This is a genomic window from Sphingobium trunci, assembly GCF_022664535.1.
In the GTDB taxonomy this organism is placed as follows: Bacteria; Pseudomonadota; Alphaproteobacteria; order Sphingomonadales; family Sphingomonadaceae; genus Sphingobium.
In genome coordinates this window covers 1-24,723 of record NZ_JAKUJY010000009.1, presented here as the reverse complement: position 1 = coordinate 24,723, position 24,723 = coordinate 1, and the positions used below count along the sequence as shown (strand labels likewise).

Annotated in this window: 30 protein-coding genes and 1 pseudogene; 11 read left to right on the top strand and 20 right to left on the bottom strand. The window is 65.3% G+C overall.

The features are described 5' to 3' along the window. Nucleotides 1-12: 12 nt before the first annotated feature. Both MJ601_RS10100 and MJ601_RS10095 read right to left on the bottom strand, forming a co-directional pair. Nucleotides 13-1,146 (bottom strand): M14 family metallopeptidase, encoded by a 1,134-nt coding sequence (locus MJ601_RS10100; protein WP_242125928.1) that lies wholly within the window; start codon nucleotides 1,144-1,146, stop codon nucleotides 13-15. Continuing rightward, a complete protein-coding gene (locus tag MJ601_RS10095) occupies nucleotides 1,143-1,742 on the bottom strand; it encodes a DUF4136 domain-containing protein (protein ID WP_242125926.1) in 600 nt (199 codons plus the stop codon). The genes MJ601_RS10100 and MJ601_RS10095 overlap by 4 nt, the downstream gene beginning before the upstream one ends. Before the next feature lie 199 nt (nucleotides 1,743-1,941). Here MJ601_RS10095 and ykgO point away from each other — a divergent pair, with 199 nt between their 5' ends. Continuing rightward, nucleotides 1,942-2,067 carry a type B 50S ribosomal protein L36 gene (gene ykgO, locus MJ601_RS10090; protein WP_004210176.1) on the top strand — a complete coding sequence of 42 codons (126 nt, stop codon included), beginning with the start codon at nucleotides 1,942-1,944 and terminating at the stop codon, nucleotides 2,065-2,067. A 4-nt stretch (nucleotides 2,068-2,071) separates the two neighbouring features. Then, entirely contained in the window at nucleotides 2,072-2,704 is a 633-nt protein-coding gene (locus tag MJ601_RS10085; protein WP_242125924.1) for an HAD family hydrolase, read from the top strand. A gap of 93 nt (nucleotides 2,705-2,797) precedes the next feature. On the opposite strand, the gene pyk is transcribed toward MJ601_RS10085, so the two are convergent. Then, nucleotides 2,798-4,255, bottom strand: coding sequence for a pyruvate kinase (gene pyk / locus MJ601_RS10080; RefSeq protein ID WP_242125922.1), 1,458 nt, complete (start codon nucleotides 4,253-4,255; stop codon nucleotides 2,798-2,800). Between the two features lie 105 nt (nucleotides 4,256-4,360). Here pyk and MJ601_RS10075 point away from each other — a divergent pair, with 105 nt between their 5' ends. From MJ601_RS10075 to ruvC, 5 genes and pseudogenes are all read left to right on the top strand, one after another. After that, on the top strand, nucleotides 4,361-4,660 hold the full coding sequence (locus MJ601_RS10075) for a DUF1244 domain-containing protein (RefSeq protein ID WP_242125920.1): 300 nt from the start codon (nucleotides 4,361-4,363) through the stop codon (nucleotides 4,658-4,660). A gap of 137 nt (nucleotides 4,661-4,797) precedes the next feature. Then, entirely contained in the window at nucleotides 4,798-5,040 is a 243-nt protein-coding gene (locus MJ601_RS10070; protein ID WP_133653277.1) for a DUF2312 domain-containing protein, read from the top strand. Nucleotides 5,041-5,063: 23 nt separating this feature from the next. Continuing rightward, nucleotides 5,064-5,159: pseudogene (locus MJ601_RS10065) on the top strand (hypothetical protein); the annotation flags it as partial. A gap of 68 nt (nucleotides 5,160-5,227) precedes the next feature. Further along, entirely contained in the window at nucleotides 5,228-5,971 is a 744-nt protein-coding gene (locus tag MJ601_RS10060) for a YebC/PmpR family DNA-binding transcriptional regulator (protein WP_242125918.1), read from the top strand. Nucleotides 5,972-6,090: 119 nt separating this feature from the next. Further along, a complete protein-coding gene (gene ruvC, locus MJ601_RS10055) occupies nucleotides 6,091-6,582 on the top strand; it encodes a crossover junction endodeoxyribonuclease RuvC (RefSeq protein WP_242125916.1) in 492 nt (163 codons plus the stop codon). A gap of 257 nt (nucleotides 6,583-6,839) precedes the next feature. Here ruvC and MJ601_RS10050 read toward each other — a convergent pair whose 3' ends face one another. The 5 genes from MJ601_RS10050 to MJ601_RS10030 all read right to left on the bottom strand — a co-directional run bounded on the left by MJ601_RS10050 (nucleotide 6,840) and on the right by MJ601_RS10030 (nucleotide 10,126). Then, a complete protein-coding gene (locus tag MJ601_RS10050) occupies nucleotides 6,840-7,118 on the bottom strand; it encodes a DUF2218 domain-containing protein (RefSeq protein WP_242125914.1) in 279 nt (92 codons plus the stop codon). 1 nt (nucleotide 7,119) lies between these two features. Then, nucleotides 7,120-7,749 carry a PadR family transcriptional regulator gene (locus MJ601_RS10045; protein WP_242125913.1) on the bottom strand — a complete coding sequence of 210 codons (630 nt, stop codon included), beginning with the start codon at nucleotides 7,747-7,749 and terminating at the stop codon, nucleotides 7,120-7,122. 223 nt (nucleotides 7,750-7,972) lie between these two features. Beyond that, nucleotides 7,973-8,527, bottom strand: a complete 555-nt coding sequence (gene grpE / locus MJ601_RS10040; protein ID WP_242125911.1) for a nucleotide exchange factor GrpE — start codon at nucleotides 8,525-8,527, stop codon at nucleotides 7,973-7,975. Next, complete coding sequence (hrcA, locus tag MJ601_RS10035; RefSeq protein ID WP_242125909.1) at nucleotides 8,524-9,567, bottom strand: heat-inducible transcriptional repressor HrcA; 1,044 nt, start codon at nucleotides 9,565-9,567, stop codon at nucleotides 8,524-8,526. Before hrcA ends, grpE begins: the two co-directional genes overlap by 4 nt. A 31-nt stretch (nucleotides 9,568-9,598) precedes the next feature. Further along, entirely contained in the window at nucleotides 9,599-10,126 is a 528-nt protein-coding gene (locus MJ601_RS10030) for a DUF6438 domain-containing protein (protein WP_242125907.1), read from the bottom strand. A 386-nt stretch (nucleotides 10,127-10,512) separates the two neighbouring features. On the opposite strand from MJ601_RS10030, the gene rph reads away from it, so the two are divergent. Further along, the gene (rph, locus tag MJ601_RS10025; RefSeq protein WP_242125904.1) at nucleotides 10,513-11,229 is read left to right on the top strand and encodes a ribonuclease PH; all 717 of its coding nucleotides are present in this window, start codon (nucleotides 10,513-10,515) and stop codon (nucleotides 11,227-11,229) included. Nucleotides 11,230-11,293: 64 nt separating this feature from the next. Continuing rightward, a complete protein-coding gene (gene rdgB, locus MJ601_RS10020; protein ID WP_242125903.1) occupies nucleotides 11,294-11,923 on the top strand; it encodes an RdgB/HAM1 family non-canonical purine NTP pyrophosphatase in 630 nt (209 codons plus the stop codon). A gap of 25 nt (nucleotides 11,924-11,948) precedes the next feature. On the opposite strand, the gene MJ601_RS10015 is transcribed toward rdgB, so the two are convergent. Then, a complete protein-coding gene (locus MJ601_RS10015) occupies nucleotides 11,949-12,608 on the bottom strand; it encodes a CAP domain-containing protein (protein ID WP_242125901.1) in 660 nt (219 codons plus the stop codon). On the opposite strand from MJ601_RS10015, the gene hemW reads away from it, so the two are divergent. After that, nucleotides 12,607-13,782 carry a radical SAM family heme chaperone HemW gene (hemW, locus tag MJ601_RS10010; RefSeq protein ID WP_242125899.1) on the top strand — a complete coding sequence of 392 codons (1,176 nt, stop codon included), beginning with the start codon at nucleotides 12,607-12,609 and terminating at the stop codon, nucleotides 13,780-13,782. The genes MJ601_RS10015 and hemW overlap by 2 nt on opposite strands. Before the next feature lie 3 nt (nucleotides 13,783-13,785). On the opposite strand, the gene MJ601_RS10005 is transcribed toward hemW, so the two are convergent. The 9 genes from MJ601_RS10005 to MJ601_RS09965 all read right to left on the bottom strand — a co-directional run bounded on the left by MJ601_RS10005 (nucleotide 13,786) and on the right by MJ601_RS09965 (nucleotide 21,972). After that, entirely contained in the window at nucleotides 13,786-15,303 is a 1,518-nt protein-coding gene (locus tag MJ601_RS10005; RefSeq protein WP_242125896.1) for a M56 family metallopeptidase, read from the bottom strand. Then, nucleotides 15,300-15,668, bottom strand: a complete 369-nt coding sequence (locus tag MJ601_RS10000) for a BlaI/MecI/CopY family transcriptional regulator (RefSeq protein WP_242125894.1) — start codon at nucleotides 15,666-15,668, stop codon at nucleotides 15,300-15,302. Before MJ601_RS10000 ends, MJ601_RS10005 begins: the two co-directional genes overlap by 4 nt. Nucleotides 15,669-15,997: 329 nt before the next feature. Further along, nucleotides 15,998-16,330 carry a Grx4 family monothiol glutaredoxin gene (gene grxD, locus MJ601_RS09995; protein ID WP_242125892.1) on the bottom strand — a complete coding sequence of 111 codons (333 nt, stop codon included), beginning with the start codon at nucleotides 16,328-16,330 and terminating at the stop codon, nucleotides 15,998-16,000. A gap of 60 nt (nucleotides 16,331-16,390) precedes the next feature. Further along, complete coding sequence (locus tag MJ601_RS09990) at nucleotides 16,391-16,624, bottom strand: BolA/IbaG family iron-sulfur metabolism protein (protein WP_242125889.1); 234 nt, start codon at nucleotides 16,622-16,624, stop codon at nucleotides 16,391-16,393. 17 nt (nucleotides 16,625-16,641) lie between these two features. Beyond that, on the bottom strand, nucleotides 16,642-16,959 hold the full coding sequence (locus MJ601_RS09985; protein ID WP_242125887.1) for a DUF1476 domain-containing protein: 318 nt from the start codon (nucleotides 16,957-16,959) through the stop codon (nucleotides 16,642-16,644). 57 nt (nucleotides 16,960-17,016) lie between these two features. Next, nucleotides 17,017-17,613 (bottom strand): 3-isopropylmalate dehydratase small subunit, encoded by a 597-nt coding sequence (leuD, locus tag MJ601_RS09980; RefSeq protein ID WP_242125885.1) that lies wholly within the window; start codon nucleotides 17,611-17,613, stop codon nucleotides 17,017-17,019. A 109-nt stretch (nucleotides 17,614-17,722) separates the two neighbouring features. Continuing rightward, the gene (gene leuC, locus MJ601_RS09975) at nucleotides 17,723-19,180 is read right to left on the bottom strand and encodes a 3-isopropylmalate dehydratase large subunit (RefSeq protein WP_242125883.1); all 1,458 of its coding nucleotides are present in this window, start codon (nucleotides 19,178-19,180) and stop codon (nucleotides 17,723-17,725) included. Nucleotides 19,181-19,441: 261 nt separating this feature from the next. Next, entirely contained in the window at nucleotides 19,442-20,128 is a 687-nt protein-coding gene (locus MJ601_RS09970) for a glutathione S-transferase family protein (protein ID WP_242125881.1), read from the bottom strand. A gap of 251 nt (nucleotides 20,129-20,379) precedes the next feature. Then, nucleotides 20,380-21,972, bottom strand: a complete 1,593-nt coding sequence (locus tag MJ601_RS09965) for an isocitrate lyase (RefSeq protein ID WP_242125879.1) — start codon at nucleotides 21,970-21,972, stop codon at nucleotides 20,380-20,382. Nucleotides 21,973-22,119: 147 nt separating this feature from the next. On the opposite strand from MJ601_RS09965, the gene MJ601_RS09960 reads away from it, so the two are divergent. After that, the gene (locus tag MJ601_RS09960; RefSeq protein WP_242125877.1) at nucleotides 22,120-23,532 is read left to right on the top strand and encodes a helix-turn-helix domain-containing protein; all 1,413 of its coding nucleotides are present in this window, start codon (nucleotides 22,120-22,122) and stop codon (nucleotides 23,530-23,532) included. A gap of 46 nt (nucleotides 23,533-23,578) precedes the next feature. On the opposite strand, the gene MJ601_RS09955 is transcribed toward MJ601_RS09960, so the two are convergent. Together MJ601_RS09955 and MJ601_RS09950 are read right to left on the bottom strand one after the other, a co-directional pair. Continuing rightward, nucleotides 23,579-24,187, bottom strand: a complete 609-nt coding sequence (locus MJ601_RS09955; RefSeq protein ID WP_242125875.1) for a hypothetical protein — start codon at nucleotides 24,185-24,187, stop codon at nucleotides 23,579-23,581. Between the two features lie 123 nt (nucleotides 24,188-24,310). Then, on the bottom strand, nucleotides 24,311-24,514 hold the full coding sequence (locus MJ601_RS09950; protein ID WP_242125872.1) for a hypothetical protein: 204 nt from the start codon (nucleotides 24,512-24,514) through the stop codon (nucleotides 24,311-24,313). Nucleotides 24,515-24,723 lie beyond the last annotated feature (209 nt).

Sequence of the window (24,723 nt, the reverse complement as noted above, 5' to 3'; positions counted from 1 at the left end):
CGGGGTCAGGCCCTAGCCGATCTCATCGATCATCTCGGCCAGTACGGCCAGGCAATCCTTGGCCAGTTGCATCGATCGGGCGGGCGACCAGCCGAAATCGGCATCGGGCAGGTCGTCATTATCCTTGAACGGCATTTCCAGCGTCATCGCCACCGCGCCGAAACGTTCGGCGACCTGATTGGTGGACATGGACAGGTTCGCTTTCCCCTCCGGCGCGACCGGATAGCCTTTCTTCGTCTGAAAATCGGGTGTCCGGCTGGCAAGCGTGTCGCGATAGCGGTGATACAGCCCCAATTGCCGCTCGGTGATGGAGGGAATGCCCTCGAAGCCCGCCAGGAACACCGCCGCAATCGCCTCGTCGCCATGCACGTCCATGGCGAAATCGACCCCGGTCTGGTCCATCGCGGCGCGCACCAGCATCACTTCGGGGCTCTTTTCTAGCGACGGTTCATGCCATTCGCGGTTGAGGTTGACGCCCGCCGCATTGGTGCGCAGATGCCCCCGGCGGCTGCCGTCGGGGTTCATGTTCGGCACGATATGGAAGGTCGCCTTTTGCCGCAGCAGTCGCGCCACGGCGTCCTCCTCGTCGCAAAGCCGTTCCAGCGCCCCTTCCATCCACCATTCGGCCATGCTTTCGCCCGGATGCTGGCGGGCATAGAGCCACACCTTCCTCGGCCCCTCGCCCAACACCAGCATGTCGAGCGGCTGCCTGTCGAGCGTCAGGCCCAGTTCGCGATGCTCCACCCCCGGCTGGCTGGCGGCCCAGGCGACCAGATCATGGTGCCGCTCCATCGAATAGGGCGCGAAATAGGCGAACCAGACCGCGTTGACATCGGGGGACAGGCGGATCGTCAGCCTGCCGTCGGCATAGCTGGTATCGGCCAGATACCAATTCTCCCGATCCTCGCTGACCCGCGCCTTGTATCCCGGCCAGCCGTCGGGATAGGCCGACGCACCGCAATTGACGATCGCCAGTTCCACCTCGCGCCCGGCGACGCCCGCGACGCGGAAGTGGAACCATTGGTAGAAGTCGCTCTGCCGGTCCTTGACGATCTCCAACTCGGCGCGGACGCTGGTCTGGCTGTCGGTGATGGAAAGAAGGCGGATATTGCCGCTGTCGAAAGCGCTCGTAATGGAAATGCTCATTTGACGGTTATAGTCTGCCCCGATTCCCCCGGATAGCCCCCGATCAGCGCCGCCGCGAGCTTTTGCGCCACCAGGCCCGGCTGCGACGCGGGCGTCCCCTCCCGAGCCTGCGTCTGCGCCCGGCCTTCCCAGATGGTGGTCGAATCGGCACGGCGGCGAATCTGCACCTGCAATTCGGTGAAGACCTGCCCCTTGGGCTTGCCCGACAGGTTGATGCCGATGCCCAGGCCCAGGCCCGAATAGCCGCCGCTGCCCACGGCCCCGCCGACGCCAACGCTCACCGGCTTGCCATTGGCGCCATAGCTATCGGGTTCGCGGAAGGTCCGGCGGAAACCGACCAGCGCCACATAGTCGCTCTTCGCGCCTTCGGGCGCGGCGGTGAAGCCGACCCGCTGCAATTCCTGATCCACGGTGGCGGCATAGGTACGGAACTCCAGACCGACATCGGGATTTCCGGCCATTTCCTCGACTGCGATCGATCCGCTGTGGACCGGATCGCCGATATGGAAACGGGTCACTTCCACCGGCGGAACGGCGGTGGCGCAGCCGCTCAGGGAAAGCGCCAGCAGCGAAGAAAAGGCGATCTTTTTCAACATGGACTTGAACTCCGAAGGATAGCACCCTCTACACGACACCACGCCGCTAATCCCCTAAAAGCGTGAAGCCACGGATTTGCTGCATGCAGGATGAACGGGCGCAAAATGCGGGCAGCAACCCTTGACTTTCCGCCGCCTCACCCATAGGGGCAGCGCTTCGATTTTTCGATCACGCAAGATTCATTCAAAGGCTGGTTCCATGAAGATCCGCAATTCGCTCAAGTCGCTCAAGGGCCGTCACCGGGATAACCGCGTGATCCGCCGCCGCGGCCGCACCTATGTCATCAACAAGACCAACCGCCGCTTCAAGGCCCGTCAGGGCTGAGGAAATGGCGGACATTGCCGCCGTCATCTTCGACGTCGGCAATGTCCTCTACCATTGGAATCCCCGGATTCTCTACGAGCGCCTGATCGAGGACGATCGGGCGCTCGATGCGTTTCTCCGCGACGTGGTGACGCCGGAATGGCATTTCCAGCATGATGCCGGCCGGCCCTTCGCGGAAACCAGCGCCGAACTGATTGCCCTCCACCCCGGCCATGCCGACCTGATTCGCGTCTGGGGAGAGAAGTTCATCGACAGCGTCGGCCCCGCCGTTGAGGGTATGCCCGACATCGTCCGCGAACTGGACGCCCGCGGCACGCCCCTCTTCGCCATCACCAATTTCAGCGCGGAATTCTGGGCCCCGTTCCACGCTCGCGAAGCGGCCCTGTTCGCGCCTTTCCGCGACATCGTTGTCTCCGGCGCGGAAAAGCTGGTGAAGCCCGATCCAGCAATCTACCAGCTCGCGCTCAGCCGATTCGGGGTAGACGCAAAACAGGCCCTTTTCATCGATGACCGGGAAGACAATGTCCGCGCGGCCGAGGCCGAGGGCATAAGGGGCCACCTGTTTCGCGACGCAGCCACGCTGCGCCGCGAACTGACCGCGCTGGACCTGCTTTGGGACCGATCGACATTCAGATGATGACGAGCCGGAGCGCGGCCCGCTAGAAGCAGGGGAGCACCGGAAGCACGGGAAAGCGCCATCTGCCGGCCGCCAGGGCCGATATCGACGGCCCTAGCCTTCTTCCCGGCCCCTCAGCTCATCGCCGCGAATGGCGGCGACATGCAGCACATTGGTCGATCCAGGCGTTCCGAAAGGCACACCGGCCAGCACGACGATCTTGCCGCCCTTCTCCACCATGTCATGGCGCAGCGCCATGCGCCGGGCCTTACCGATCATTTCCTCGAACGTGCCGATATCCTTGGTCCGCACGGCATGCACACCCCAGGTCAGCCCCAGCTTGCGCGCCGTGTCCTGACGCGGCGTCAGCGCCAGAATCGGCGTCATCGGCCGCTCGCGCGCGACGCGGCGCACGGTGCTGCCAGAAGAGGTAAAGCAGGTGATGGCGCTCGCGCCAACGACGGACACGATGCCACCCGCGCCTTCGGCCAGCGCGTCGGCGGTCGTCGGATCAGGCTTCGTCTCGGTAAAGTGCAGCCGCGCGAAATAACCCGGATCGCGCTCGACGCTATGGGCGATGCTGTCCATCATCGCGACCGCCTCCACCGGCCAGTCGCCCGCCGCCGTCTCGGCCGACAACATGATCGCGTCAGCACCATCATAGACCGCCGTCGCCACGTCGGACACCTCCGCGCGGGTCGGGGTCGGCGCCTTGATCATCGATTCGAGCATCTGCGTCGCCACCACCACCGGGCGCCCCATGCGCCGCGCGGTCGCGACGATCTGCTTCTGGAGGGGCGGCACGGCCTGCGGCGGCAATTCCACGCCCAGATCGCCGCGCGCCACCATCACCCCGTCGGCCAATTCTATGATCTCCTCCAGCCGCTGCACGGCGGAGGGCTTTTCGATCTTCGCCATCAGGGCGCCATAGCCACCCATCAGCTTGCGCGCCTCGGCTAGATCCTCCGGCCGCTGCACGAAGCTCAAGGCGATCCAGTCGCAGCCCTGTTCGACCGCGAAGCTCAAGTCCCGCCGGTCCTTTTCGGTCAACGCGGGCACCGGCACCACCACGTCGGGCACATTCACGCCCTTGCGGTTGGACAGCGTGCCGCCGACCTCGACGATGGTGTCGATCCGGTCGGCCGCCACCTTCTTGACCCGCAACACCATCTTGCCGTCATCCAGCAGCAACCGGGTTTCGGGCACCAGCGCCGCATAAATCTCCGGGTGCGGCAGGTTCACACGGGTCGCATCGCCCGGCGTCGCATCGCTGTCGAGCACGAAGGCCGTGCCGGTTTCCAGCACGGCCAGCCCACGCTCGAACGTGCCGACACGCAGCTTGGGCCCTTGCAGATCGCCCAGAATCGTCGTCGGACGGGCAAATTCCTTTTCCAGCGCCCGGATCGTCGCGATACGCGCGGCATGGTCTTCATGAGACCCATGGCTCATGTTGATGCGGAAAGCGTCGGCCCCGGCGACAAAGAGCGCCCGGATCATTTCCGGACTGTCGCTCGCGGGACCAAGGGTCGCGAGGATGCGGACCTTGCGCGAACGGGGCGGTAACTTCGTCATTCCTCTTGTCTCCTGACCGTCATGATCGCCGCTGGGTTGCCAGGGCGCGGTTTTCGATTATCCGTGCTGCACGACAGGATGATGTAGATCAGCGAAAGGTTCGCCGTGAGCGACAACATACTCACAGATGCCGTGGCCGCAACCGCCTTCCGTCGGCTGGTGGCGCATTTGCAGCACCGCAAGGATGTTCAGAATATCGACCTGATGGGCGCGGCGGGCTTCTGCCGCAATTGCCTGGCCGACTGGATCGCTGAAGCTGACGGCACGCTCGGCAAGGATCAGGCCCGGGAAATCATCCATGGCATGCCCTTTGCCGAGTGGAAGGCCCGCTATCAGGACGAGGCAACCCCGGAACAGATCGCCCGGATGCAGGAGAGCGTGGCGAAGAACGCCGACGGCCATTAGGGACCTTTCCAGCCAGGCGATCCCTTGGCACCCGGCGCGGAAAAATGCGGCATCGAAGAAAGGATGAGCATTTTCACGCCAAGTGAAAATGCTCTAGAGGCGTTCGCCAACCGATTCACACTGACTGGAGATTCTTCATGAGCGATGGCAATGTCGCCGCCGAACAGCTACGCCTTTTCATCGAGCGCATCGAGCGCCTGGAAGAGGAAAAGAAGGGCATCGCCGACGACATCAAGGACGTCTATCTGGAGGCCAAGGCCAACGGCTACGACGTGAAGACCATGCGGTCGATCGTGCGCCTGCGCAAGATGGAGCGCAACGCCCGCATGGAAGCCGAAGCGCTGCTGGAAACCTACAAGTCCGCACTTGGGATCGAATGAAGGCCGCAACATAGGAGAGCGCCGATGCGATGGTCGGCGTCGACCTGGATCATGAAAGGGTCGGCTCCAGCGGATCCATGCTGATGGTCGCGGCCTCCGGCACCGCCATCCTCGTCTGAGTTGCGCTTGGCCGATGCGCCCGCTAGAGAGCGCGCTTCGGACAAACAGACAAGTTTAGGAGCAGGCCGTGGCCGGCCATAGCAAATTCAAGAACATCATGCATCGCAAGGGCGCGCAGGACAAGAAGCGCTCCTCGATGTTCTCCAAACTCAGCCGCGAAATCACCGTCGCGGCGAAGATGGGCATGCCCGACCCGGACATGAACCCGCGCCTCCGCCTGGCGATCAACGCCGCCAAGGCGCAGTCCATGCCCAAGGACAATATCCAGCGCGCCATCGACAAGGCGATCGGCGGCGACACGGAGAATTACGAGGAAATCCGCTACGAGGGCTATGGCCCCGGCGGCGTTGCCATCATCGTCGAGGCGCTGACCGACAACCGCAACCGCACCGCCACCAACGTCCGCACCGCTTTTTCGAAGAATGGCGGCAATCTGGGCGCTTCGGGCGCGGTGAGCCATGGTTTCGACCGCATGGGCCTCATCACCTATCCGGCGGGAGCGGGCGATGCCGACGCCGTCTTCGAGGCAGCGCTGGAAGCGGGCGCGGACGATGTGTCCTCCAATGAGGACGAGCATGAGATCTGGACCGCCATGGACGCGCTGCACGAAGTCGCCAGGGCGCTGGAAGCCAAGCTCGGCCCGGCCGAAGGCGCCAAGCTCGCCTGGAAGCCGCAAACCACCGTCGAAGTCGACGAAGGCAATGCCGCGACGCTGATGAAGCTGGTCGACACGCTGGAAGATGATGACGACGTCCAGACCGTCTGGGGCAATTATGAAGTCCCGGACGAAGTCATGGAAAAGCTGGGCTAAGTGCATTTCACGCCAGGGCGCGGCAACGCGGAAAAGGAACGGCCGGCTTTCTCCTTCATGGATGGCCGGCCGGCATCCTTCTCCCGGGCCTTTCCGCGCCTTCGCCTGCTTCCCCCGTCATGATCATCCTCGGCCTCGATCCCGGCCTTGGCACCACCGGATGGGGCCTGATCGCCGCTGACGGCAATCGCCTGACCCATATCGCCAATGGCCAGATCAAAACCGATTCCGAAATGGCGCTGGCATCGCGGCTGCTGGTCCTCGATCTGGCGCTGACCGACCTGATCCTCGAACATCAGCCCAATAGCGCGGCGGTCGAGGAGGTGTTCGTCAATGTGAACCCGCAATCGACGCTGAAACTGGGCCAGGCGCGCGGCGTGGTGCTGCTTGCCGCCTCCCGTTCCGGCATGGAGGTCGGGGAATATGCCGCCCGGCTGGTCAAGAAATCGGTGGTCGGCGTCGGCAACGCCTCCAAGGAACAGGTCCACGCCATGGTGGCCCGCCTGTTGCCCGGTGCCAAGGTCGCGGGGCCCGATGCCTCCGACGCGCTGGCCGTCGCCATCACCCATGCGCATCATCTGGCGAGCGCCCGGCGCATTCCGCGCAAATAGCAGGCCGCCGGAACAGGATTTGGGTGACATAGGTGACACTATGAGGGACGCCGGAAAGGGGCGCCTTTGCCGGAATTCCCGTTTGCGATTTACCTGTCAAAGAGCCGTCGCGAGCTTAACGTAGCGGGCTGCCTGTAGGACAGGGAAAATTTTCAGAAGCGCCGGTGAGCGGCAGGCAGGAGCGCAATCTTCAGCCATTGCTGGCCCACCCCGGCCCCTCCCGCCCGCGGGAGCGGAGAGGCGAGGTCTTCGCGATCCTAACGCCAGTCGAACGTCAGCGGGGCTTCGCGGAAGGCGAAGCGATCCAGATGCTCGGCCACCACCTGCTTGAAGCGCTCGACATCGGCGCCGTCCTGCGGTTCGATGGTGACGGTCAGGGCATCCGGACCGGCCGCCAGCCGGATCGCGCCCATGGGAAAGGCGATGCTGCCCTGCTGCGCGTCGAACCGGGTCTCGAACTTGTGGCTCCAATGCTTGCATAATTGCTGGAGGTAGCGGCTGCCGCTGGCGGTGGGCACATGGGCTGTCACGGTCATGTCAGAGCCTTTCGATCCTGCTGGCGGCCTCGTCGATCAGGGACGCGACGTCGAACATGGTTTGCGCGTCGGCCCCTTCCTTTTCGAGGCGGTGGCGCACGGCGATCGACAGATTGTGCATCGCGCGGCGGATCGGCGCGCCGTCGGTGCGTTCCGCCTTCTGCGCCAGCGACCGCAGGCGGTCCATGACCTCGCCTACGCCCGCTTCATGTTCGGCGAGATGGGCCGTGCCCGCCTCGGTGATGGCGAACAGCTTGCGGCTGCCTTCGCCCGGCTGCTCGGCGATCAGGTCCATGTCCGCCAGCAGCGTCAGCGTCGGATAGACGACACCCGGACTGGGCCCATAGACCTCGCCCGACAGCGCCTGGATCTCGCGGATCAGGTCATAGCCGTGGCGCGGGCTTTCCGCGATCAGCGTCAGCAGGATGAGCTTGAGTGCGTCGTTGCCGAACAGGCGGCGACGGCCACCCCGTCCCCCGCCGAACGGCCCGCCCCGGCCGCCTCCCGGCGGGCCACCGTCGAAACGGCCGCCCCAACCGCCGCGATCGAAACCCTCCGGCCCGAAAAAGCGGCTGTGCGAACGCCCATGGCCATGATGGCCGCGTTCGCGACGAGAAGGATGAAAATGCATATGTGAGTCTGTAAACTGTTTCATGATGCTTTGAGATATATCTTAAAAACGATCAGCGTCAAGAGTTGCGATATATCTTTTTATATCGTTCGTGCCAGCCATGCCATCATGCTCCTGCATGGCGGGACGATATCCTTCCTTTCCCCTACCTGCCCGCGACAAAGGAAAAGGCCCGCCGAACTACCGTCCGGCGGGCCTTTTTTTCCTCAAGCCTGTGCAGCGATCAGTCGGGCTTCTTCGCCACGCTGACCAGAGCGGGACGCAGCAGCCGGTCCTTGATCGTATAGCCCGCCTGCATCTCCACCAGCACCGTGCCCGGCTCGGCATCGGTGGAGGGGACTTCCATCATCGCCTGATGCTTGTTGGGATCGAGCGGCTGGCCGACCGACACCAGCTTCTCGATGCCGTTGCGCCCGAACACGCCTTCCAGTTCGCGGCCGGTGGCTTCCAGGCCTGCGACCAGACCCTTGAACTTCTCATCTTCCCGCAGGTCGGGGGGGATCGCCTGGAGCGCGCGGCCCAGATTGTCGGCCACCGACAGCATGTCGCGGGCAAAGGCGGTCGCGGCATAGGCGCGCGCGTCGGCCAGTTCCTTTTCCAGCCGCCGCCGCACATTCTGCGTTTCGGCATGGGCGTAGAGGACATCCTGTCTGGCGGCCGCCAGCTCATGTTCCAGGGCGGCGATCCGTTCCGCCGCGGCGTCGCCAGCGGGCGCCGCATCCTCGGGCAGTTCGTCCACCAGTTCGGTATTTTCGATATTCTGTTTGTCTTCGGTCATCTCATCAATCTCGACAGCGTCTGCGCGGTGAAGTCCACCATGGGGATCACCCGCGCATAGTTCAAGCGCGTGGGGCCAATTACGCCGACCACGCCGACCACCCGGCCGTCACCGCTCCGGTAAGGCGCGGCTATGACCGAAGAACCCGAAAGGGAAAAGAGCTTGTTTTCCGACCCGATGAAGATTTTGGTCGCGCTGCCCGCCAGCGCGCTTTCCAGCAGGCGGGAAATCTCCTGCTTGCCCTCCAGCTGTTCCAGCAACTGCCGCACCCGTTCCAGATCGGCCGCCGTGCCGTCGTCCAGCAGATGCGCCTGCCCCCGCACGATCAGCACCGGGCGGTCGTCGGCATCCTGCGACCAGATGGCGATGCCGCGCTCCACCAACTCGCGCGCCGCGCCCTGCAGCGCGTGCCGTTCGCGCTCCAGTTCGCGCTGCAGGGCCTCGCCCGCCTGCGCGAGAGTCAGCCCGCCGAAGCGGGCGGACATGAAATTGGCCGCTTCGTTCAGCATCATCGGCGTGACGCCAGGCGGCAGATCGACCACGCGATTCTCGATGGACCCGTCCTGTCCCACCAGCACGGCGAGCGCCTGCCGTTCGTTCAAGGGCACGAAGCCGAATTGCCGCAGCACCGGCTCGCGCTTGGGCACCATGACGATGCCCGCGCAGGCGGACAGGCCGGAAAGCGCGGCGGTGGCGGCGGACAGGGCCTCCTCGATCGGTCCCCCCTCGGCAATGCCCGCCTCGATCGCGCGGCGTTCCTCGACCGAGGGTTGCGCCGCCTGCATCATCCCGTCGACGAACAGGCGCAGGCCGGTTTCGGTCGGCATCCGCCCCGCCGAGGTATGCGGCGCGGCAAGCAGGCCCAGTTCCTCCAGATCCTGCATCACGTTGCGGATGGAGGCAGGCGACAGGCTGAGGGATGCGAGCTTGCTGATCGTGCGCGAGCCGACGGGCAGCCCGGTGCCGAGATAGCTCTCGACCACCAGGCGGAAAACGTCCCGCGCGCGCTCGTTCAATTCGGTGATCGGGGTGACCGCCATCCGATCTATCTAGGCAAGCAATCCGCCGCGCTCAAGCCCGCCGTCCCTTGCTCCTGGCGGATTGCGGCTTCACCATCGCCGCGACGTCGAGCATCCTGGGGATCGACGCGATCGTGGCGCGCAGCCTGCCATAGCCCGCATCCATGCAGCCCGACTGATATTCCAGCCTGGTGGGAGGCGCTTCGCCGCGCGTCCATTCGATGACATAGCTCGGCATGTCGGTGGCGAAGCGGGTGCAATTCTCCCCCTGCCCGATGCGCCTGACCGTCCCCTGCGCGGGGCGGAACGGCGCCAGCGCGGCGCGGAAGCGGCGATATTGCAGCGGCGTCACGGTGAAGCGGGTCGGCCCCGGAATGGCAGTGAAGCGCTGCGGCTCGATGAGGCCCGAGCCGTCCGGCGTCACCCGCAGCGTGTAGCTGGGGCAGGCGCCGAAACAGGGACCGGCGGAAAATCGAATCGTGTCGCCTGCCGCCTTGGGCTTTTCCAGTTCGGCCTGCTCGGTCGCGCAGGCGCCCAGCAGCGCCGTGGCGGCAAAGATCATGATCGCTTTCATCCACATGCCCGCTCTTTAGAGCGTTTTCACTTTGAGCGAAAACGCTCTTGTTTTTTCATACCGCATTTTCCGAGCCGTTGATCGTCAACGGTGAACTGGAAAATGCTCCAGGACCGATCGCCATTCAGACCTGTCGGCCTGCCATGCTTATCCGGTGGTCGCATCGCTTTTGCAAAAAACCCGAGCCGGAGGCGCGGGACTCCGGCTCGCCCACCTTTTTGCGCGATGCAGTTTGTTTGGGGGTCGCATCACTTTTGCAAAAAACCGGTTCCCACTTTTTTGCGCGATGCAGTTTGTTTGGAGGTCGCATCGCTTTTTGCAAAAAACCGGTTCCCACTTTTTTGCGCGATGCTCTATGCCGCACCCGACCAACGCTTCGGAGTAGAAATTTTATGCGTCCTTCCGGCCGCGCGCCCGACCAGATGCGCGAGATCACCATGGAACCCGGCTTCACCATCCATGCCGAGGGCAGCTGCCTCGTCAGCTTCGGTGACACCCGCGTCCTCTGCACCGCCTCCGTCGAGGAAAAGGTGCCCCCCTTCCTGCGCGGCAAGGGTTCGGGCTGGGTCACGGCGGAATATGGCATGCTGCCCCGCGCCACCCATACGCGCGGCAGCCGCGAGGCCGCCAAGGGCAAGCAGTCCGGCCGGACCCAGGAGATCCAGCGCCTGATCGGCCGGTCGCTGCGCGCCGTGGTCGACATGGAAAAGCTGGGCGAGCGCCAGATCGTCATCGATTGCGACGTGATCCAGGCCGATGGCGGCACGCGGACCGCCGCCATTTCGGGAAGCTGGGTGGCGCTGCGCATCGCCATCGACAAGCTGCTGGCGTCCGGCGCGCTCAAGGAAGACCCGATCGTGCAGAAGGTCGCGGCGATCAGTTGCGGCATCTACAACGGCACGCCGGTCCTCGACCTCGACTATGCCGAGGACAGCAATGCCGAAACCGACGCCAACCTGATCCTGACCGGCGACGGCAAGTTCGCCGAGGTGCAGGCGACCGCCGAGGGCGCAGCCTATGAGGAGGAGGAACTGCTCCGCCTGCTGCGCCTCGCCCGCATCGGCTGCGCGCAGATCTTCGCGGCGCAGGACCGGGCGACCGGCCGCTGAAAGCTGGATGGGCGAAGTCGAGAAATCATCTCGACTTCGCCCAACGCGGCCGTAGGATGAAAAAATGAGCGACGAATTCGGACAGGAACAGGCGATCCGCAAGCTGGGGCCGGGCAGGCTGGTGATTGCCAGCCACAATCCCGGCAAGGTGCGCGAAATCGGCGAATTGCTGGCGCCTTATGGCATCGAGACCGTGTCGGCCGCCGCGCTGGACCTGCCCGAGCCGGACGAGACCGGCACGACCTTCATCGCCAATGCGGAGTTGAAGGCGATGCAGGCGGCGGACCTTTCCGGCCTGCCCGCGCTGGCCGACGACAGCGGCCTGTGCGTCGAGGCGCTGAACGGCGATCCCGGCATCTTTTCCGCGCGCTGGGCTGGCCCTTCGAAGGATTTCGGGCTCGCCATGCAATTGGTGTGGGACAATATCGCGGCCAAGGGACCGGATGCGGGCCATGACGCCCATTTCGTCTGCGCCCTGGCGCTGGCCTGGCCGGACGGTCATGTCGAGGTGTTCGAGGGCCGGGTCGACGGCACCATCACCTGGCCGCCGCGCGGGGACAAGGGTTTCGGCTATGACCCGATCTTCCAGCCGCACGGCCATGCGATCAGCTTCGGCGAAATGGAGCCGGAGAAGAAGCATGGCATGAGCCATCGCGCCGACGCGTTCAGGCAGTTGGTGGCGGCGGTCTTCTGAAAAACGGCCTGACGGGTCGCTCCGGTCAGCGCCCGCCGCTGGCATAGCGCGACGGCGCGCTGTCGTCCCGGTCCAGCGGGTTCTGGCCGAAGACGTTGCCGGCGGGGAAATAGCGGCAGACGAGATAATCGTAGCTCTGACCTGCGGCGAGGGCGCAGCCGACCTTGCGCGTGTCGCGCCAGATGATCTGGGTATAATGGCCGACATCTTCCCAGCGGCCGGTCGAGCTGAGATCGGGCAGCTTGCCATCGCGCCGGAAATAGCGCTTTTCGTCCAGGAACGACCCGACCATCACTTCATAATCATAGAGGCCGCGCGATCCCATCCAGAGATTTTCGCCGCTCGGAACGGCGCGGCTGGTGCGCGGCGAATGGCGGAAGATGTTGGTCTGCGCCATCTCCCGCGCATAGCGCGCGGCGTCCGCTGCCAGCGCGCTGTCCCACGCCAGCGGCGCAAGTCCCAGCGATTCGCGCTCTTCATTCTGCATGCCCAGCGCGACGTCGCGCAGCAGATCATCGTCCCGGTCGGCTTCCTCCATGCCATAATAGGAAGCGGGCATCGCCGGGGGCATGGCGCGGGCTTCGTCCGACGGCGCCGCATCGCCCCGCCCCGCCGCCCCGGCCAGCATCAGCGCCGCCAGCGCTAGCCGCGCGGGCCAAACGGCTTTAAGAAGACCCCCACTCATGTCGCCCGACCCTTTTATCCCCGCGCCCGATGCCTCTGCCCCCATGGCTTTATATGTGCATTGGCCATTTTGCGTTTCGAAATGTCCTTACTGCGATTTTAACAGCCATGTGCGGGCGGACATCGACACCGATGCCTGGCGCGAGGCGTTGCTGAGGGATCTGGCGCATGAAGCGGCGCTGAACGGTGGGCGGCCGCTTTCCTCCATCTTCTTCGGCGGGGGCACGCCTTCGCTGATGCCCCCGCAAATCGTCGAGCTGCTGATCGACGCGGCGGCGCAGCACTGGACGCCGACGACCGACATCGAGATCACGCTGGAGGCCAATCCCAGCTCGGTCGAGGCGGCGCGCTTTGCCGATCTGGCGGCGGCGGGGGTGAACCGGGTGTCGCTGGGCCTGCAGGCGCTGGAGGATGATGCGCTGCATTTCCTGGGCCGCGCCCATGACGTGCGCGAGGGGCTCGCGGCGCTGGAGGTGGCGCAGTCGGTGTTCGGCCGCGTGAATTTCGACCTCATCTACGCCCGTCCCGGCCAGAGCGAGGCGGATTGGGAAGCAGAGCTGGCGCGCGGCCTGTCCTTCGGCACCGATCATCTCTCGCTCTATCAGCTCACCATCGAGCCGGGGACGCGCTTTGCGACGCTGGTGGCGCAGGGGAAACTGAGCCCCGCCGATCCCGACCATGCCGCCACTCTCTACGAACAGACGCAGGCGATGACGGCGGCGGCGGGCATTCCCGCCTATGAAATCAGCAACCATGCCCGCAGGGGACAGGAAAGCCGCCACAACCTTACCTACTGGCGCTATGGCGACTATGCTGGCATCGGGCCGGGGGCGCATGGCCGGCGCGGGGGGCTGGCGACGCTGCGGCACAGGAAGCCGGAAAACTGGATGAATGCGGTCGCGCGCAATGGGCATGGCCTGCAGAGCGAAGACCCGCTTGAAGCCGCGGACCGGGCGCGGGAGGCGCTGCTGATGGGGCTGCGGCTGGCCGAAGGGGTCGATCTGGATCGGATCGCGAGGCTGTCGGGCCTGCCGGCCGATGCACTGATCGATGCGGAAGCCGTCGCCCGGCTGGCTCCGCACGGCCTGATCCGGCGGGAGGGTCAGCGCCTGACGGTGCTGCCCGCGGGCATGCTGCTGCTCGACGCGATCCTGCCGGAAGTCGTCGCGGTCTGAACCCTATTCCTCGCCGTCCATATGCGCGATCTCCCGGTCGAGATCGCGCAGCACATCGGCCTTGACCTTGTCCGACATCTTCATGGCGGCAGCGATCTGGGCACGGGCGGCGATCAATCCGGCGCGGGCGGCGCTATGCGCCTGCGCCTCGATCTGCGCCTGGCAGATGCGGATCCGGATATGGCGGCGGCCGTCGGCATCCACCGTCTCCCGTTGATTGACGCTCTTGCCGCCCTCGCAGCCGTCAGCGACGTCGACATGGGGCACCATGCGGCGGATTTCGGCTTCGCTGGGGATCATGTGCGTGTCGCCGTCACCGCCGTCCCGCACATCCATGGGCGGCATGGGAGGAGCCGGCGGGGCAGGCGGAGCGATGGCCACGGCCGGGGCGGGCGGAGCCGGGGGAGCGGTGGGAACGGGCGGAATGTCGTCCGCGCTGGGGGTTGCCTTTCCATGAGCGGCAAGCGCCGGGGCCGATGGCGCTGCGGGTGCTTCGGAGGGTTGGGCCACAGCCATCTCGCCGGCGGAGGCGGGCTGCGCGACCAGATCGGCGAGGCGGCCGAAGTTCATCGAATCGACCTTGTCCGTGATCGCCGCGACCTGTTGCGCCGCGCGGCTTCCCGAAGCGGTCAGCGCCAAGCCGGACGCAGTCACCAGGGCGACCGCCGCCATGCCCCAGCTGATCCGGCGCAGCGACATTTCATGGTTAGAGAGCATTTTCAGCCTCCCTTTGAGCGCAGTGACGCGATTGAGATGGCAGGCTCCGGCAAATTGCCGCCCACCGGCAGCCTTCAGGATGGCGCGGCCATAGATATGGGCCTGGTCCTGCCCATAGAGCGACAGGACCCGCGCGTCGCAGGCCTGTTCCTGATCCGCGCGATAGGCGCGATAGGCGATCCAGGCGACCGGATTGCACCAGTGCAGGCCCAGCAGCAGCAGCGCGATCATATTGGCGGCCAGATCGCCGCGTTCATGATGGGCGCGCTCATGTGCGATCGCCATCTCCTGTTCCTGCGGGTCGAAGCGCAGGGCGAAATCGGCGGGCAGGACGATGGTCGGCCGCAGCACGCCGAAGGCGAGCGGACCGCCCGCGCGCGGGCTGGTGACGATGCGGATGCGGCCTTCCTGCGCGATCAGCGTTTCGCCCCGCAGGATGAGATGGCGGAAACGCCCATAGCCGACCAGCTGCACGGCCAGGAACAGCAGCACGCCCAGCAGCCAGACGGACGCACCGATTTCCAGCCAGGGCATGGTCCATCGCGCCGGGGCGGCAACCTCCATCTGCGCCGGCGCCGCGTTCAGCATCGTCATGATCCCGGCCTGATCGACCGCAAGCTGCAAGGGCGAAGGACTGGCGACCTCGCGCGGCAGGGCGGGCAGCACCATCCGCGCCAGCGGCAGCAGCCACAGCGCATAGGCCGCCCCCGCCCCCAGCCAGCGCGCGACCGGACGCCGCAGCAGCATGACCAGCGCCATCAGCAGGGTCGTGGCGATCAGCGTTTCAGCGATCCAGACGCTCATGATTTCAATCCCTTCAGGATTTCCTCAAGCTCGGCGATATCCTCCGCCGTCAACTGGTCCTGGCTGGCGAGCTGGGCCACCAGCGGCGAGACGCGCCCGCCGAACAGCCGGTTGACCAGCCGCCCCGACTCGCTGGCAACATACTCCTCCCGCGCGACAAGCGGGCGATACAAAAATCGCCGCCCGTCCTGATCGGCGCCGATGATGTCCTTCGCCATCAGGCGGGACAACAGCGTCTTGACGGTCTGGACGCTCCAGTCGCGGCCCGCCGCGACCCTGTCGGCGACATCGGCGGCGGTCAGGGGCGAACGCTCCCACAGCGCCTCCATCACCACCAGTTCCGCCTCGCTGATCTTCTCGCTCACCGGACGACCCTTTGCTCCCGACTCGACTACAGATGTAATCACATTGATTACAGTTGTAGTCAAGTAGGCCGGGCGAGGGTTGGCGGGGCGGATTGTCGGCCTGCTTTACAGGGCGCGGCGCAGCGCTTTGGCGGTTAACCTTCGTCCTGGCCGGATCTGCGTGATTTGAGCGGATTGGCATGCCGCTTGCGACGCGAGGGCCATTCCCGACCGTTCACCTACCGGGGGATGAGGCCGTCTCCGCCTCCTCCCCCACCCGGTCGCACCACACCTCCAACAAAAAAGCGGCCCGGAAACCGGACCGCCTTCTGTCATTGATCGCACGAAGTTCAGCTGGCCGAAGCGACGCCCTGATCGGTCATGAGCTGCTGCAATTCGCCCGCCTCGTACATTTCCATCATGATGTCGCTGCCGCCGACAAATTCGCCCTTCACATAGAGCTGCGGAATGGTCGGCCAGTCGGAAAAGGCCTTGATGCCCTGGCGCACGCCCTGGTCCTGCAGCACGTCCACGCTTTCATAGGCGACGCCCAGATGATCGAGGATCGCCACCGCCCGGCTGGAAAAGCCGCATTGCGGGAAGAGCGGCGTGCCCTTCATGAAAAGCACGACATCATTGCCGTTCACGATTTCGGCGATCCGCTGCTGCACGGCGTCGGTCATTGGATGGTCCATTCCTGTCAGGCGCCATGCTTTCAGGGCGCACACTATGTCTGATTGCCGTTAATTGGGAACGGCGGTGGTGAGTTGCAAGGCGTGAAGCACGCCGCCCATGCGTCCGCCCAGCGCGGCATAGACGGCGCGCTGCTGCGCGACACGGCTCATGCCCCGGAAGCTTTCCGCAACGACGCGCGCGGCATAATGGTCGCCGTCTCCGGCAAGATCGGTGATCTCGACCTCCGCATCGGGGATCGCGGCGCGGATCATCTCGGCAATGTCTTCGGCGGCCATCGGCACGGCAATCGACCCCCGGCTTATTCGATGAACATGCGGCGGGCGATCACCTGCTGCTCGTCCAGGGCCGCGCGGACACCCGCTTCGTCGATGTCGATCCCGGCCTGCGTCATGTCGCCCAGCAGCTTGCGGATGACGTCCTCATCGCCCGCTTCCTCGAAATCGGCCTGCACCACCGCCTTGGCATAGGCGTCGGTCTCTTCGGGCGTCAGGCCCATCTTCGCCGCCGCCCATTCGCCGAGCAGACGGTTGCGCCGCGCCTGGATGCGGAACTGCATCTCCTGGTCGTGCGCGAACATGTTTTCAAAGGCCTTTTCACGGTCGTCGAAGGTCGTCATGCCTGTGCCCTGTACAATAAGCGGATTGATATATCCGAAATAGGTCGGTCGCGCCGCTTACGCAACGGCCGGAACGAGCCAGGGGCGCGCGCCCGCATCCTTCGCCTCGAAGGCGCCGATCGCGTCCGCCTGGCCCAGGGTCAGGCCGATCTCGTCCAGGCCGCCGATCAGGCAATGTTTGCGGAAAGGATCGATCTCGAACGCGAAGCGGTCCTGGAACCGGGTCGTGACCGTCTGATGCTCCAGATCGACATGGATCGGATCGGGGGTTCGGGCGACCTCCATCAGCCGGTCGATCGCCGCCTGCGGCAGAACCACGGCCAAGATGCCGTTCTTGAAGGCATTGCCGGAGAAGATGTCGGAAAAGCTGGGCGCGATCACCACCTTGATGCCAAGGTCCGCAAGCGCCCAGGCGGCATGTTCGCGGCTGGACCCGCAGCCGAAATTGTCGCCCGCGATCAGGATCGGGCTGCCCGCATAGGCCGGGTCGTCGAAGACATTGCCCGGTTCCTTGCGCAACACCTCGAACGCGCCCTTGCCCAGGCCCGCGCGGCTGATGGTCTTGAGCCAATGCGCCGGGATGACGATGTCGGTATCGACATTCTTCATCCCGAACGGATAGGCCTTGCCCTCGACGATATTCAGCTTTTCCATCAATGTACCTGTTTGGTAGCCCGGTGCGGCGTGTCTTCCGCCCGCCCCAATGTTGCCGCCATGGCGGCACTGGCCAGCGCGCCCAGCGCCAGCAGCCAGAAGACCTTTTTCATGCGACCACCTCTCCCTGCCTCTTTTCACCCATCAATGCGCGCACGTCCGTCAGATGGCCGGTGATGGCGGCGGCGGCGGCCATGACGGGCGAGACGAGATGCGTCCGCGACCCCGGCCCCTGCCGGCCCATGAAATTGCGGTTGCTGGTCGAGGCGCAGCGCTCCCCGGCGGGCACCTTGTCCGGGTTCATGCCGAGGCAGGCCGAACAGCCCGGCTCGCGCCATTCGAAACCGGCCTCGGTGAAGATGCGGTCCAGCCCCTCGGCTTCGGCCTGGCGCTTGACCAGTCCGGAACCCGGGACGACCATGGCATGCTTGATGCCGCTGGCGATGTGGCGCCCCCTGAGCAGGTCGGCGGCGGCGCGCAGATCCTCGATCCGGCTGTTGGTGCAGCTGCCGATGAAGATATGCTCGATGGCGACATCCTCCATCCGCTGTCCGGCGGCGAGGCCCATATAGTCGAGCGACTTCTGCGCGGCGGCGCGCTTGGAGGCGTCGGCGAAGCTCTCCGGATCGGGCACCACGCCGGTGACCGGCACGACATCTTCGGGGCTGGTGCCCCAGGTGACGTTGGGCACGATGTCGGCCGCGTCGATGACGACGCTCTTGTCGAACACCGCCCCTTCGTCGGTGTGCAGCGTCTTCCAGTAAGCGACCGCTGCGTCCCATTCCGCGTCCCGGGGGGCCATGGGACGGCCCTTAAGATAGGCGAAGGTCTTGTCGTCGGGCGCGAACAGGCCGGAGCGCGCGCCCGCCTCGATCGACATGTTGGCGACGGTCAGGCGGCCCTCGATCGACATGTCGCGGAACACCGAGCCGCGATATTCCATGACATAGCCGGTGCCGCCCGCCGTGCCGATGCGGCCGCATATGGCCAGCGCCACATCCTTGGGCGTGACGCCATAGCCCAGTTCGCCCTCGACCACGACCTCCATCGTCTTCGACTGTTTCAGCAGCAGCGTCTGGGTGGCGAGGACATGCTCGACCTCCGACGTGCCGATGCCGAAGGCCAATGCGCCGAGCGCACCGTGGGAGCTGGTATGGCTGTCGCCGCAGACCAGGGTCGTGCCCGGCAGGGTGAAGCCCTGTTCCGGCCCGACGACATGGACGATGCCCTGCTCCGGATCGGCATCGCCGATCAGGAGCACGCCGAACTCAGGCGCGTTCTTCTCCAGCGCGGCAAGCTGCTGTGCGCTTTCAGGGTCGGCGATCGGGATGCGATGGCCCGCCGCGTCCCGGCGGGGGGTGGTGGGCAGGTTATGGTCCGGCACGGCCAGCGTGAGATCGGGGCGGCGCACCTTGCGGCCCGCGATGCGGAGTCCCTCGAACGCCTGCGGCGACGTCACCTCATGGACGAGGTGGCGGTCGATATAGATCAGGCAGGTTCCGTCGGGACGGCGTTCGACGACATGCGCGTCCCAGATCTTCTCATACAGCGTGCGCGATTTACCCATAGTGCGTTTCCCCTAGACCCGGACAGGACAGGGGAAAAGAGGAAAAGCGGCGCATTCTTCCTGTTTTTGCCGATGGTCGCCTGCGGCGACGCCAGGTCAACGGGTTAGGGCCTGTTTGGAAATGCGCGGAGGAATGCATTTGGAGGCGGCGCCAGCCCTCTCCCCACCCGGCCACCCAACGGCAGTGTCTTACGGGTGGCCGGGTGGGGGAAAGGGCCGGGTGCCGCGATGCGCCAAAGGGCGCAGTTTCAAAAAAGGCTCTCAGGCCGCGCGATAATCCTCCACGATGCGCCCAGCCGCGCCCATTTCGGCTTCGTGGCTTTCCTCGCGCCAAGTTTCGGCCAGCGCGGCTGCTTCCCATTCGCGCATCGCCGGATGGGCGAGCATGTGATCGACCCAGCCGCGCGCGACCGGCCCGACCTCCAGACCATAGGTCCGCACCCGAAATGCCACCGGCGCGTAGAAGGCATCGACGGCCGTGAACCTTTCCCCCGCGAGGAAAGGGCCGCCAAAGCGCGCCAGCCCTTCGCCCCAAAGCTCGGTCAATCGGGCGATATTGCGGTTCAGCGCGGGCGAAGGGAGCTGCATTTCCACTCGCACCCCGACATTCATGGGGCAATCGTTGCGCAAGGTCGCAAAGCCGCTGTGCATTTCCGCCACCGCCGACTGCGCCCAGGCGCGCGCATCCTCCCGCTGCGGCCAGACGGCGGGATGACGGTCCGCAAGGTAGAGGGTGATGCCCAGCGAATCCCAGATAGTGCAATCGCCGTCGATCAGCGCGGGAACCTGACCCGTCGGCGAGAAGGCGCGGAAGGCGGCATAATTCTCGGCCGCCTCGAACGGTTCGATCCGGTCGATGAAGGGGATTTCCAGCGCCTTCATCAGCACCCAGGGGCGCAGCGACCAGCTCGAATAATTCCGGTTGGCGGTGACGAGGGTGTAGGACATCGGTTTCTCCGCTTGAAATAGGCCCTCGGGCATAGGCAGCTCCTCCCGGCGGGAAAAGCCGGAACCGGCAAAGGGTTTCACAAGCTGTCCTTATGAAAAAACGGCCCGGAGCGCGATGCTCCGGGCCGTCCAGTCCTTCCACCCTGATCGCGCGAGACTGCACTCCCGCGATCCGGACCGGTCAGCGGTTTGTCGGCCGCAAACTGATTCCCCTGCGGCCTTCAGGCTGCAGATTGATTCCCCCGCAGCCTTCAGGCTGCAAATTGATTCATCGTGTTGTGGATGCCTCCGGCCTTGAGGGCCGCTTCACCGGCGAAATATTCCTTGTGATCGTCGCCAATGTCGGAACCCGACATGTTCTGGTGCTTCACGCAGGCAATGCCCTGGCGGATTTCCTGGCGCTGGACGCCCTCGACATAGCCGAGCATCCCGGCCTCGCCGAAATATTCCCTGGCCAGATTGTCGGTCGACAGGGCCGCGGTGTGATAGGTCGGCAGGGTGATGAGGTGATGGAAGATACCCGCCCGCGCCGCCGCATCCCTCTGGAAGGTGCGGATCTTATCGTCAGCCTCGCGGCCGAGATCGGTTGCATCATAGTCCGCGCTCATCAGCCGGGCGCGGTCATAGGCGCTGACATCCCTGCCCTCGGCGGTCCAGCGGTCGAAAACCTGCTGGCGGAAGTTCAGCGTCCAGTTGAAGCTGGGCGAATTGTTGTAGACCAGCTTCGCGTTGGGGATGACCTGGCGGATGCGGTCGACCATGCCTGCGATCTGCTCGACATGCGGCTTTTCCGTTTCGATCCACAGCAGGTCCGCGCCGTTCTGGAGCGAGGTGATGCAATCAAGGACGACGCGATCCTCGCCGGTGCCGGGGCGGAACTGGAAGAGGTTGGACGGCAGGCGCTTCGGGCGGAACAGCTTGCCGTCGCGGGCCAGGACGACGTCGCCGCGCAGGGTGGTGATGTCAGTGACCTCATCGACGTCGAGGAAGCTGTTATATTGGTCGGCGAGATCGCCATCCTCGCGGCTGTAGGCGATCTGCTTGGTAAGGCCCGCGCCCAGGGAGTCGGTGCGCGCGACGATGATGCCGTCGTCGATGCCCAGTTCCAGGAAGGCATAGCGGACCGCCCGGATCTTCGCGAGGAAGTCCTCATGCGGAACCGTGACCTTGCCGTCCTGATGCCCGCACTGTTTTTCGTCCGAGACCTGGTTTTCGATCTGGATGCAGCAGGCGCCCGCCTCGATGAACTTCCTGGCGAGCAGATAGGTCGCTTCGGCATTGCCGAAACCCGCGTCGATGTCCGCGATGATGGGGACGACATGGGTTTCATAATGGTCGATGGCGTTGGTCAGCCGCTGGATCTCGACATCGTTGCCGCTCTCGCGGGCCTTGTCGAGATCGCGGAACATCAGGCCCAATTCGCGGGCGTCGGCCTGCTTGAGGAAGGTGTAGAGTTCCTCGATCAGCGCCGGAACGCTGGTCTTTTCGTGCATCGACTGGTCGGGCAGCGGGCCGAATTCGCTGCGCAGGGCAGCGACCATCCAGCCGGAAAGATAGAGATATTTGCCCTTGGTGGTGCCGAAATGCTTCTTGATGCTGATGAGCTTCTGCTGGCCGATGAAGCCGTGCCAGCAGCCCAGCGACTGGGTGTAGTTCGCCGGATCGGCATCATAGGCCGCCATGTCGCGGCGCATGATCGCGGCGGTGTAGCGGGCAATGTCGAGGCCGGTGTGAAAGCGGTTCTGGAGACGCATCCGGGCGACAGATTCGGCCGCGATGCCGTCCCAATGGCCCTGACCGCTGATGGTCGTGCCGGCCCTGGTGATTTCCTGTTGGTAGGTCATGCGCTTCGATTCCATGAAGGGAGTGGTGAACTGACAGCGTTTCTAGAAAGGCTTTCGCGGGTGCGGCAGGGGGTGTGAAGTTGAGTTGTGGAACTTTACAAGATTTGCGTGTAAAGTTGTAAAGGCTGCACAGGAGCGCGTGAACAGATGGCCAAGGATCGTCCCGTCTACATGGGCCCGCGCCTGCGCAGGCTGCGGCGCGAGTTGGGGCTGACGCAGGCGGACATGGCGGCGGACCTGGAGATTTCGGCCAGCTATGTCGCGCTGCTGGAGCGCAACCAGCGGCCGCTGACCGCCGACATGCTGCTGCGCCTGGCCCGCACCTACCGGATGGACATGAGCGAGCTGGCGGGGGACGGCGGGGCCGAGCAGACCGCGCGCCTGCAGGCGGTGCTGAAGGACCCTATGTTCGCCGATATCGACCTGCCGGCGCTCGCCACCGGGGATGTGGCGGTCAATTATCCCGGCATCACCGAAGCGCTGCTGCGCCTGCACACGGCCTATCGCGAGGAGCAGCTGGCGCTGGCCGATCGGGATGCCGGGTCGGCAGGCGGGGAGCGGGACGGCGCCCTCGACGCGCCCGATCCGGTCGCCGAATCCCGCCGCTTTCTGGCCGCGCGGCGCAACAGCTTTCCGTTGCTGGACGATGCCGGGGAGAGGCTGGCGGCGGAGGCCGAGGCGGCCGGAGGCCTGCCCGCCTGGCTCAAGGCCCGGCATAACCTCCGCGTCCGGCGGCTGCCGTCCGATGTGATGGCGGGGTCGATGCGGCGGCTGGACCGGCATCGCGACGCGGTGCTGCTGGACGATGCGCTGGACGGGGCCAGCACCCAATATCAGCTCGCCCTGCAGATCGCCTATCTGGAGATGCGCCGCGATTTCGAGGCGTTGCTGAAGGACGGGCAGTTCGTCAGCGAGGGCGGACGGCGGCTCACCCGGCGGGCGCTGGCCAATTATGCGGCGGCGGCGATCCTGATGCCCTATGGCGCCTTCGCCAAGGCGGTGGAGGCGCGGCGTTACGATGTCGAGGCGCTGGCCCGGCAGTTCGGCACCAGTTTCGAACAGACCGCGCATCGGCTGACGACGCTGCAAAAGCCGGGGCAGGAGCGCGTGCCCTTCTTCTTCCTGCGCGTCGATCAGGCGGGCAATGTCAGCAAGCGGCTGGACGGGGCGGGCTTTCCCTTTGCCCGTCATGGCGGGTCATGCCCGCTCTGGTCGGTGCATCATGCCTTCGAACGGCCGCGCGAATTGCTGACGCAATGGCTGGAACTGCCCGACGGCCAGCGCTTCTTTTCGATCGCGCGGACGGTGACGGCGGGCGGCGGGGCCTGGAATGCGCCCAGGGTCGAGCGCGCGATCGCACTCTGCTGCGCGGCGGAGCATGCCCATCGGCTGATCTATGCGACGGAGGAGGCCGTACCCGAACCCACCCCGATCGGCGTCACCTGCCGCCTGTGCCATCGCAGCCAGTGCATGGCCCGGTCCGCCCCGCCGATCGGGCGCGACATGCTGCCGGAGGATTTCCGGCGGACCCACGCGCCCTTCGGTTTTGCGGATGGTTAGGGCGTAAACGCATCCCAGGGGACGTCTTGACGGGTCCTTTATCCGGTCAGCGCGGGTCGGGCCTGCGCAGATCGTCCTGCCGCAGGCGCGAGACGCTCGGCGCCATGCGGTGATCCACCGGTTCGTGGATCAGATCGTCGAACAGCGCGCGATAATGGATCATCGCCCGGCGCAGATCCTCCGTATCCGCTTCGCCCCGTGCATGCCGCAGGGCGATATCGTGGGCGGTGCGGTAATTCTGGACGACTTCGGGATGGTCCACCGACAGGTCGGCGGAGCGCTGCTCGAAATCCGCGATCGGATAGCCGCGCACTTCCATCACTTCGGTCAGCAGCGCGTCGGCCCGGGTGACGGCGCCCTGCGGATCGTCGACGAACTGCCCCTGCACATGCAGCCAGGCGCCGGTGAAGGCATCGGCCTGCTGCGGCGACAGCGGACGGATGGTGAAGGCGGCGACGCGCCTTTCGCGTTCGTGCAGTTCGGCCTCGGCCCTGCGCGAACTGCCGGTCCGTTCCACGGTCCGTTCATATTCCGGGCCGAAGCGCGCGCGAAGCTGGGCGCGGCGGCGGTTGTTCACGATCATGATGGCGATGGCGACGACCAGCACAAGCGCCAGAAGCGCCAGGCCGACTTCCAGCGGGGTCAGCGTGACCATGACATCTCTCTCCTCGCGGCCCTTCTTGCGAGAGCCGCAACTGACGCCCTCCGCCATCGCGGGGTCAACCGGCCTCGGCAGCCTTTGTTCCGGGCGTCGGGAGGCTTTGAGGGCAGCGGAAAGCTAACCCTCTATAAGATCGAGATAAGCCACCACATCATTGTCGGTGGCGAGGTACAGGCCGTCCTGCACATCCTGCGGCTGCTGCTCGGCGATCAGCAGCGCTTCGCTCAGCGGGCCGTAGAAAAGCGTCGTCGCCGCACCGCCGCCGTCGGCGTCGCTCAGATGATAGAGGCGGACGGTGGCCGAATGGTAGGTGGTGCGCATGGCGGGATTATCGGTGCGGTGGCGGGGATGCGCAAGTTGGATTGGGTGGAATTTTGGGGTGAATTCCAGCCGTTGCGATGTTCGTCGTCCCGGACTTGATCCGGGATCCCGCTTCCTGCTCAATTGTCCGCCCAAAGGGACAGCGGGACCCCGGATCAAGTCCGGGGTGACGAGATGAAATGTCTGAAAGGGTGGGTAGCGGACCGGCG

Bases quoted from the DNA above. Each gene is read 5' to 3' on its own strand.
- MJ601_RS10100 (WP_242125928.1), bottom strand. From the start codon at position 1,146: ATGAGCATTTCCATTACGAGCGCTTTCGACAGCGGCAATATCCGCCTT.
- MJ601_RS10095 (WP_242125926.1), bottom strand. From the start codon at position 1,742: ATGTTGAAAAAGATCGCCTTTTCTTCGCTGCTGGCGCTTTCCCTGAGC.
- ykgO (WP_004210176.1), top strand. From the start codon at position 1,942: ATGAAGATCCGCAATTCGCTCAAGTCGCTCAAGGGCCGTCACCGGGAT.
- MJ601_RS10085 (WP_242125924.1), top strand. From the start codon at position 2,072: ATGGCGGACATTGCCGCCGTCATCTTCGACGTCGGCAATGTCCTCTAC.
- pyk (WP_242125922.1), bottom strand. From the start codon at position 4,255: ATGACGAAGTTACCGCCCCGTTCGCGCAAGGTCCGCATCCTCGCGACC.
- MJ601_RS10070 (WP_133653277.1), top strand. From the start codon at position 4,798: ATGAGCGATGGCAATGTCGCCGCCGAACAGCTACGCCTTTTCATCGAG.
- ruvC (WP_242125916.1), top strand. From the start codon at position 6,091: ATGATCATCCTCGGCCTCGATCCCGGCCTTGGCACCACCGGATGGGGC.
- MJ601_RS10050 (WP_242125914.1), bottom strand. From the start codon at position 7,118: ATGACCGTGACAGCCCATGTGCCCACCGCCAGCGGCAGCCGCTACCTC.
- MJ601_RS10045 (WP_242125913.1), bottom strand. From the start codon at position 7,749: ATGCATTTTCATCCTTCTCGTCGCGAACGCGGCCATCATGGCCATGGG.
- grpE (WP_242125911.1), bottom strand. From the start codon at position 8,527: ATGACCGAAGACAAACAGAATATCGAAAATACCGAACTGGTGGACGAA.
- hrcA (WP_242125909.1), bottom strand. From the start codon at position 9,567: ATGGCGGTCACCCCGATCACCGAATTGAACGAGCGCGCGCGGGACGTT.
- MJ601_RS10030 (WP_242125907.1), bottom strand. From the start codon at position 10,126: ATGTGGATGAAAGCGATCATGATCTTTGCCGCCACGGCGCTGCTGGGC.
- rph (WP_242125904.1), top strand. From the start codon at position 10,513: ATGCGTCCTTCCGGCCGCGCGCCCGACCAGATGCGCGAGATCACCATG.
- rdgB (WP_242125903.1), top strand. From the start codon at position 11,294: ATGAGCGACGAATTCGGACAGGAACAGGCGATCCGCAAGCTGGGGCCG.
- hemW (WP_242125899.1), top strand. From the start codon at position 12,607: ATGTCGCCCGACCCTTTTATCCCCGCGCCCGATGCCTCTGCCCCCATG.
- MJ601_RS10015 (WP_242125901.1), bottom strand. From the start codon at position 12,608: ATGAGTGGGGGTCTTCTTAAAGCCGTTTGGCCCGCGCGGCTAGCGCTG.
- MJ601_RS10005 (WP_242125896.1), bottom strand. From the start codon at position 15,303: ATGAGCGTCTGGATCGCTGAAACGCTGATCGCCACGACCCTGCTGATG.
- grxD (WP_242125892.1), bottom strand. From the start codon at position 16,330: ATGACCGACGCCGTGCAGCAGCGGATCGCCGAAATCGTGAACGGCAAT.
- MJ601_RS09985 (WP_242125887.1), bottom strand. From the start codon at position 16,959: ATGACGACCTTCGACGACCGTGAAAAGGCCTTTGAAAACATGTTCGCG.
- leuD (WP_242125885.1), bottom strand. From the start codon at position 17,613: ATGGAAAAGCTGAATATCGTCGAGGGCAAGGCCTATCCGTTCGGGATG.
- leuC (WP_242125883.1), bottom strand. From the start codon at position 19,180: ATGGGTAAATCGCGCACGCTGTATGAGAAGATCTGGGACGCGCATGTC.
- MJ601_RS09970 (WP_242125881.1), bottom strand. From the start codon at position 20,128: ATGTCCTACACCCTCGTCACCGCCAACCGGAATTATTCGAGCTGGTCG.
- MJ601_RS09965 (WP_242125879.1), bottom strand. From the start codon at position 21,972: ATGACCTACCAACAGGAAATCACCAGGGCCGGCACGACCATCAGCGGT.
- MJ601_RS09960 (WP_242125877.1), top strand. From the start codon at position 22,120: ATGGCCAAGGATCGTCCCGTCTACATGGGCCCGCGCCTGCGCAGGCTG.
- MJ601_RS09955 (WP_242125875.1), bottom strand. From the start codon at position 24,187: ATGGTCACGCTGACCCCGCTGGAAGTCGGCCTGGCGCTTCTGGCGCTT.
- MJ601_RS09950 (WP_242125872.1), bottom strand. From the start codon at position 24,514: ATGCGCACCACCTACCATTCGGCCACCGTCCGCCTCTATCATCTGAGC.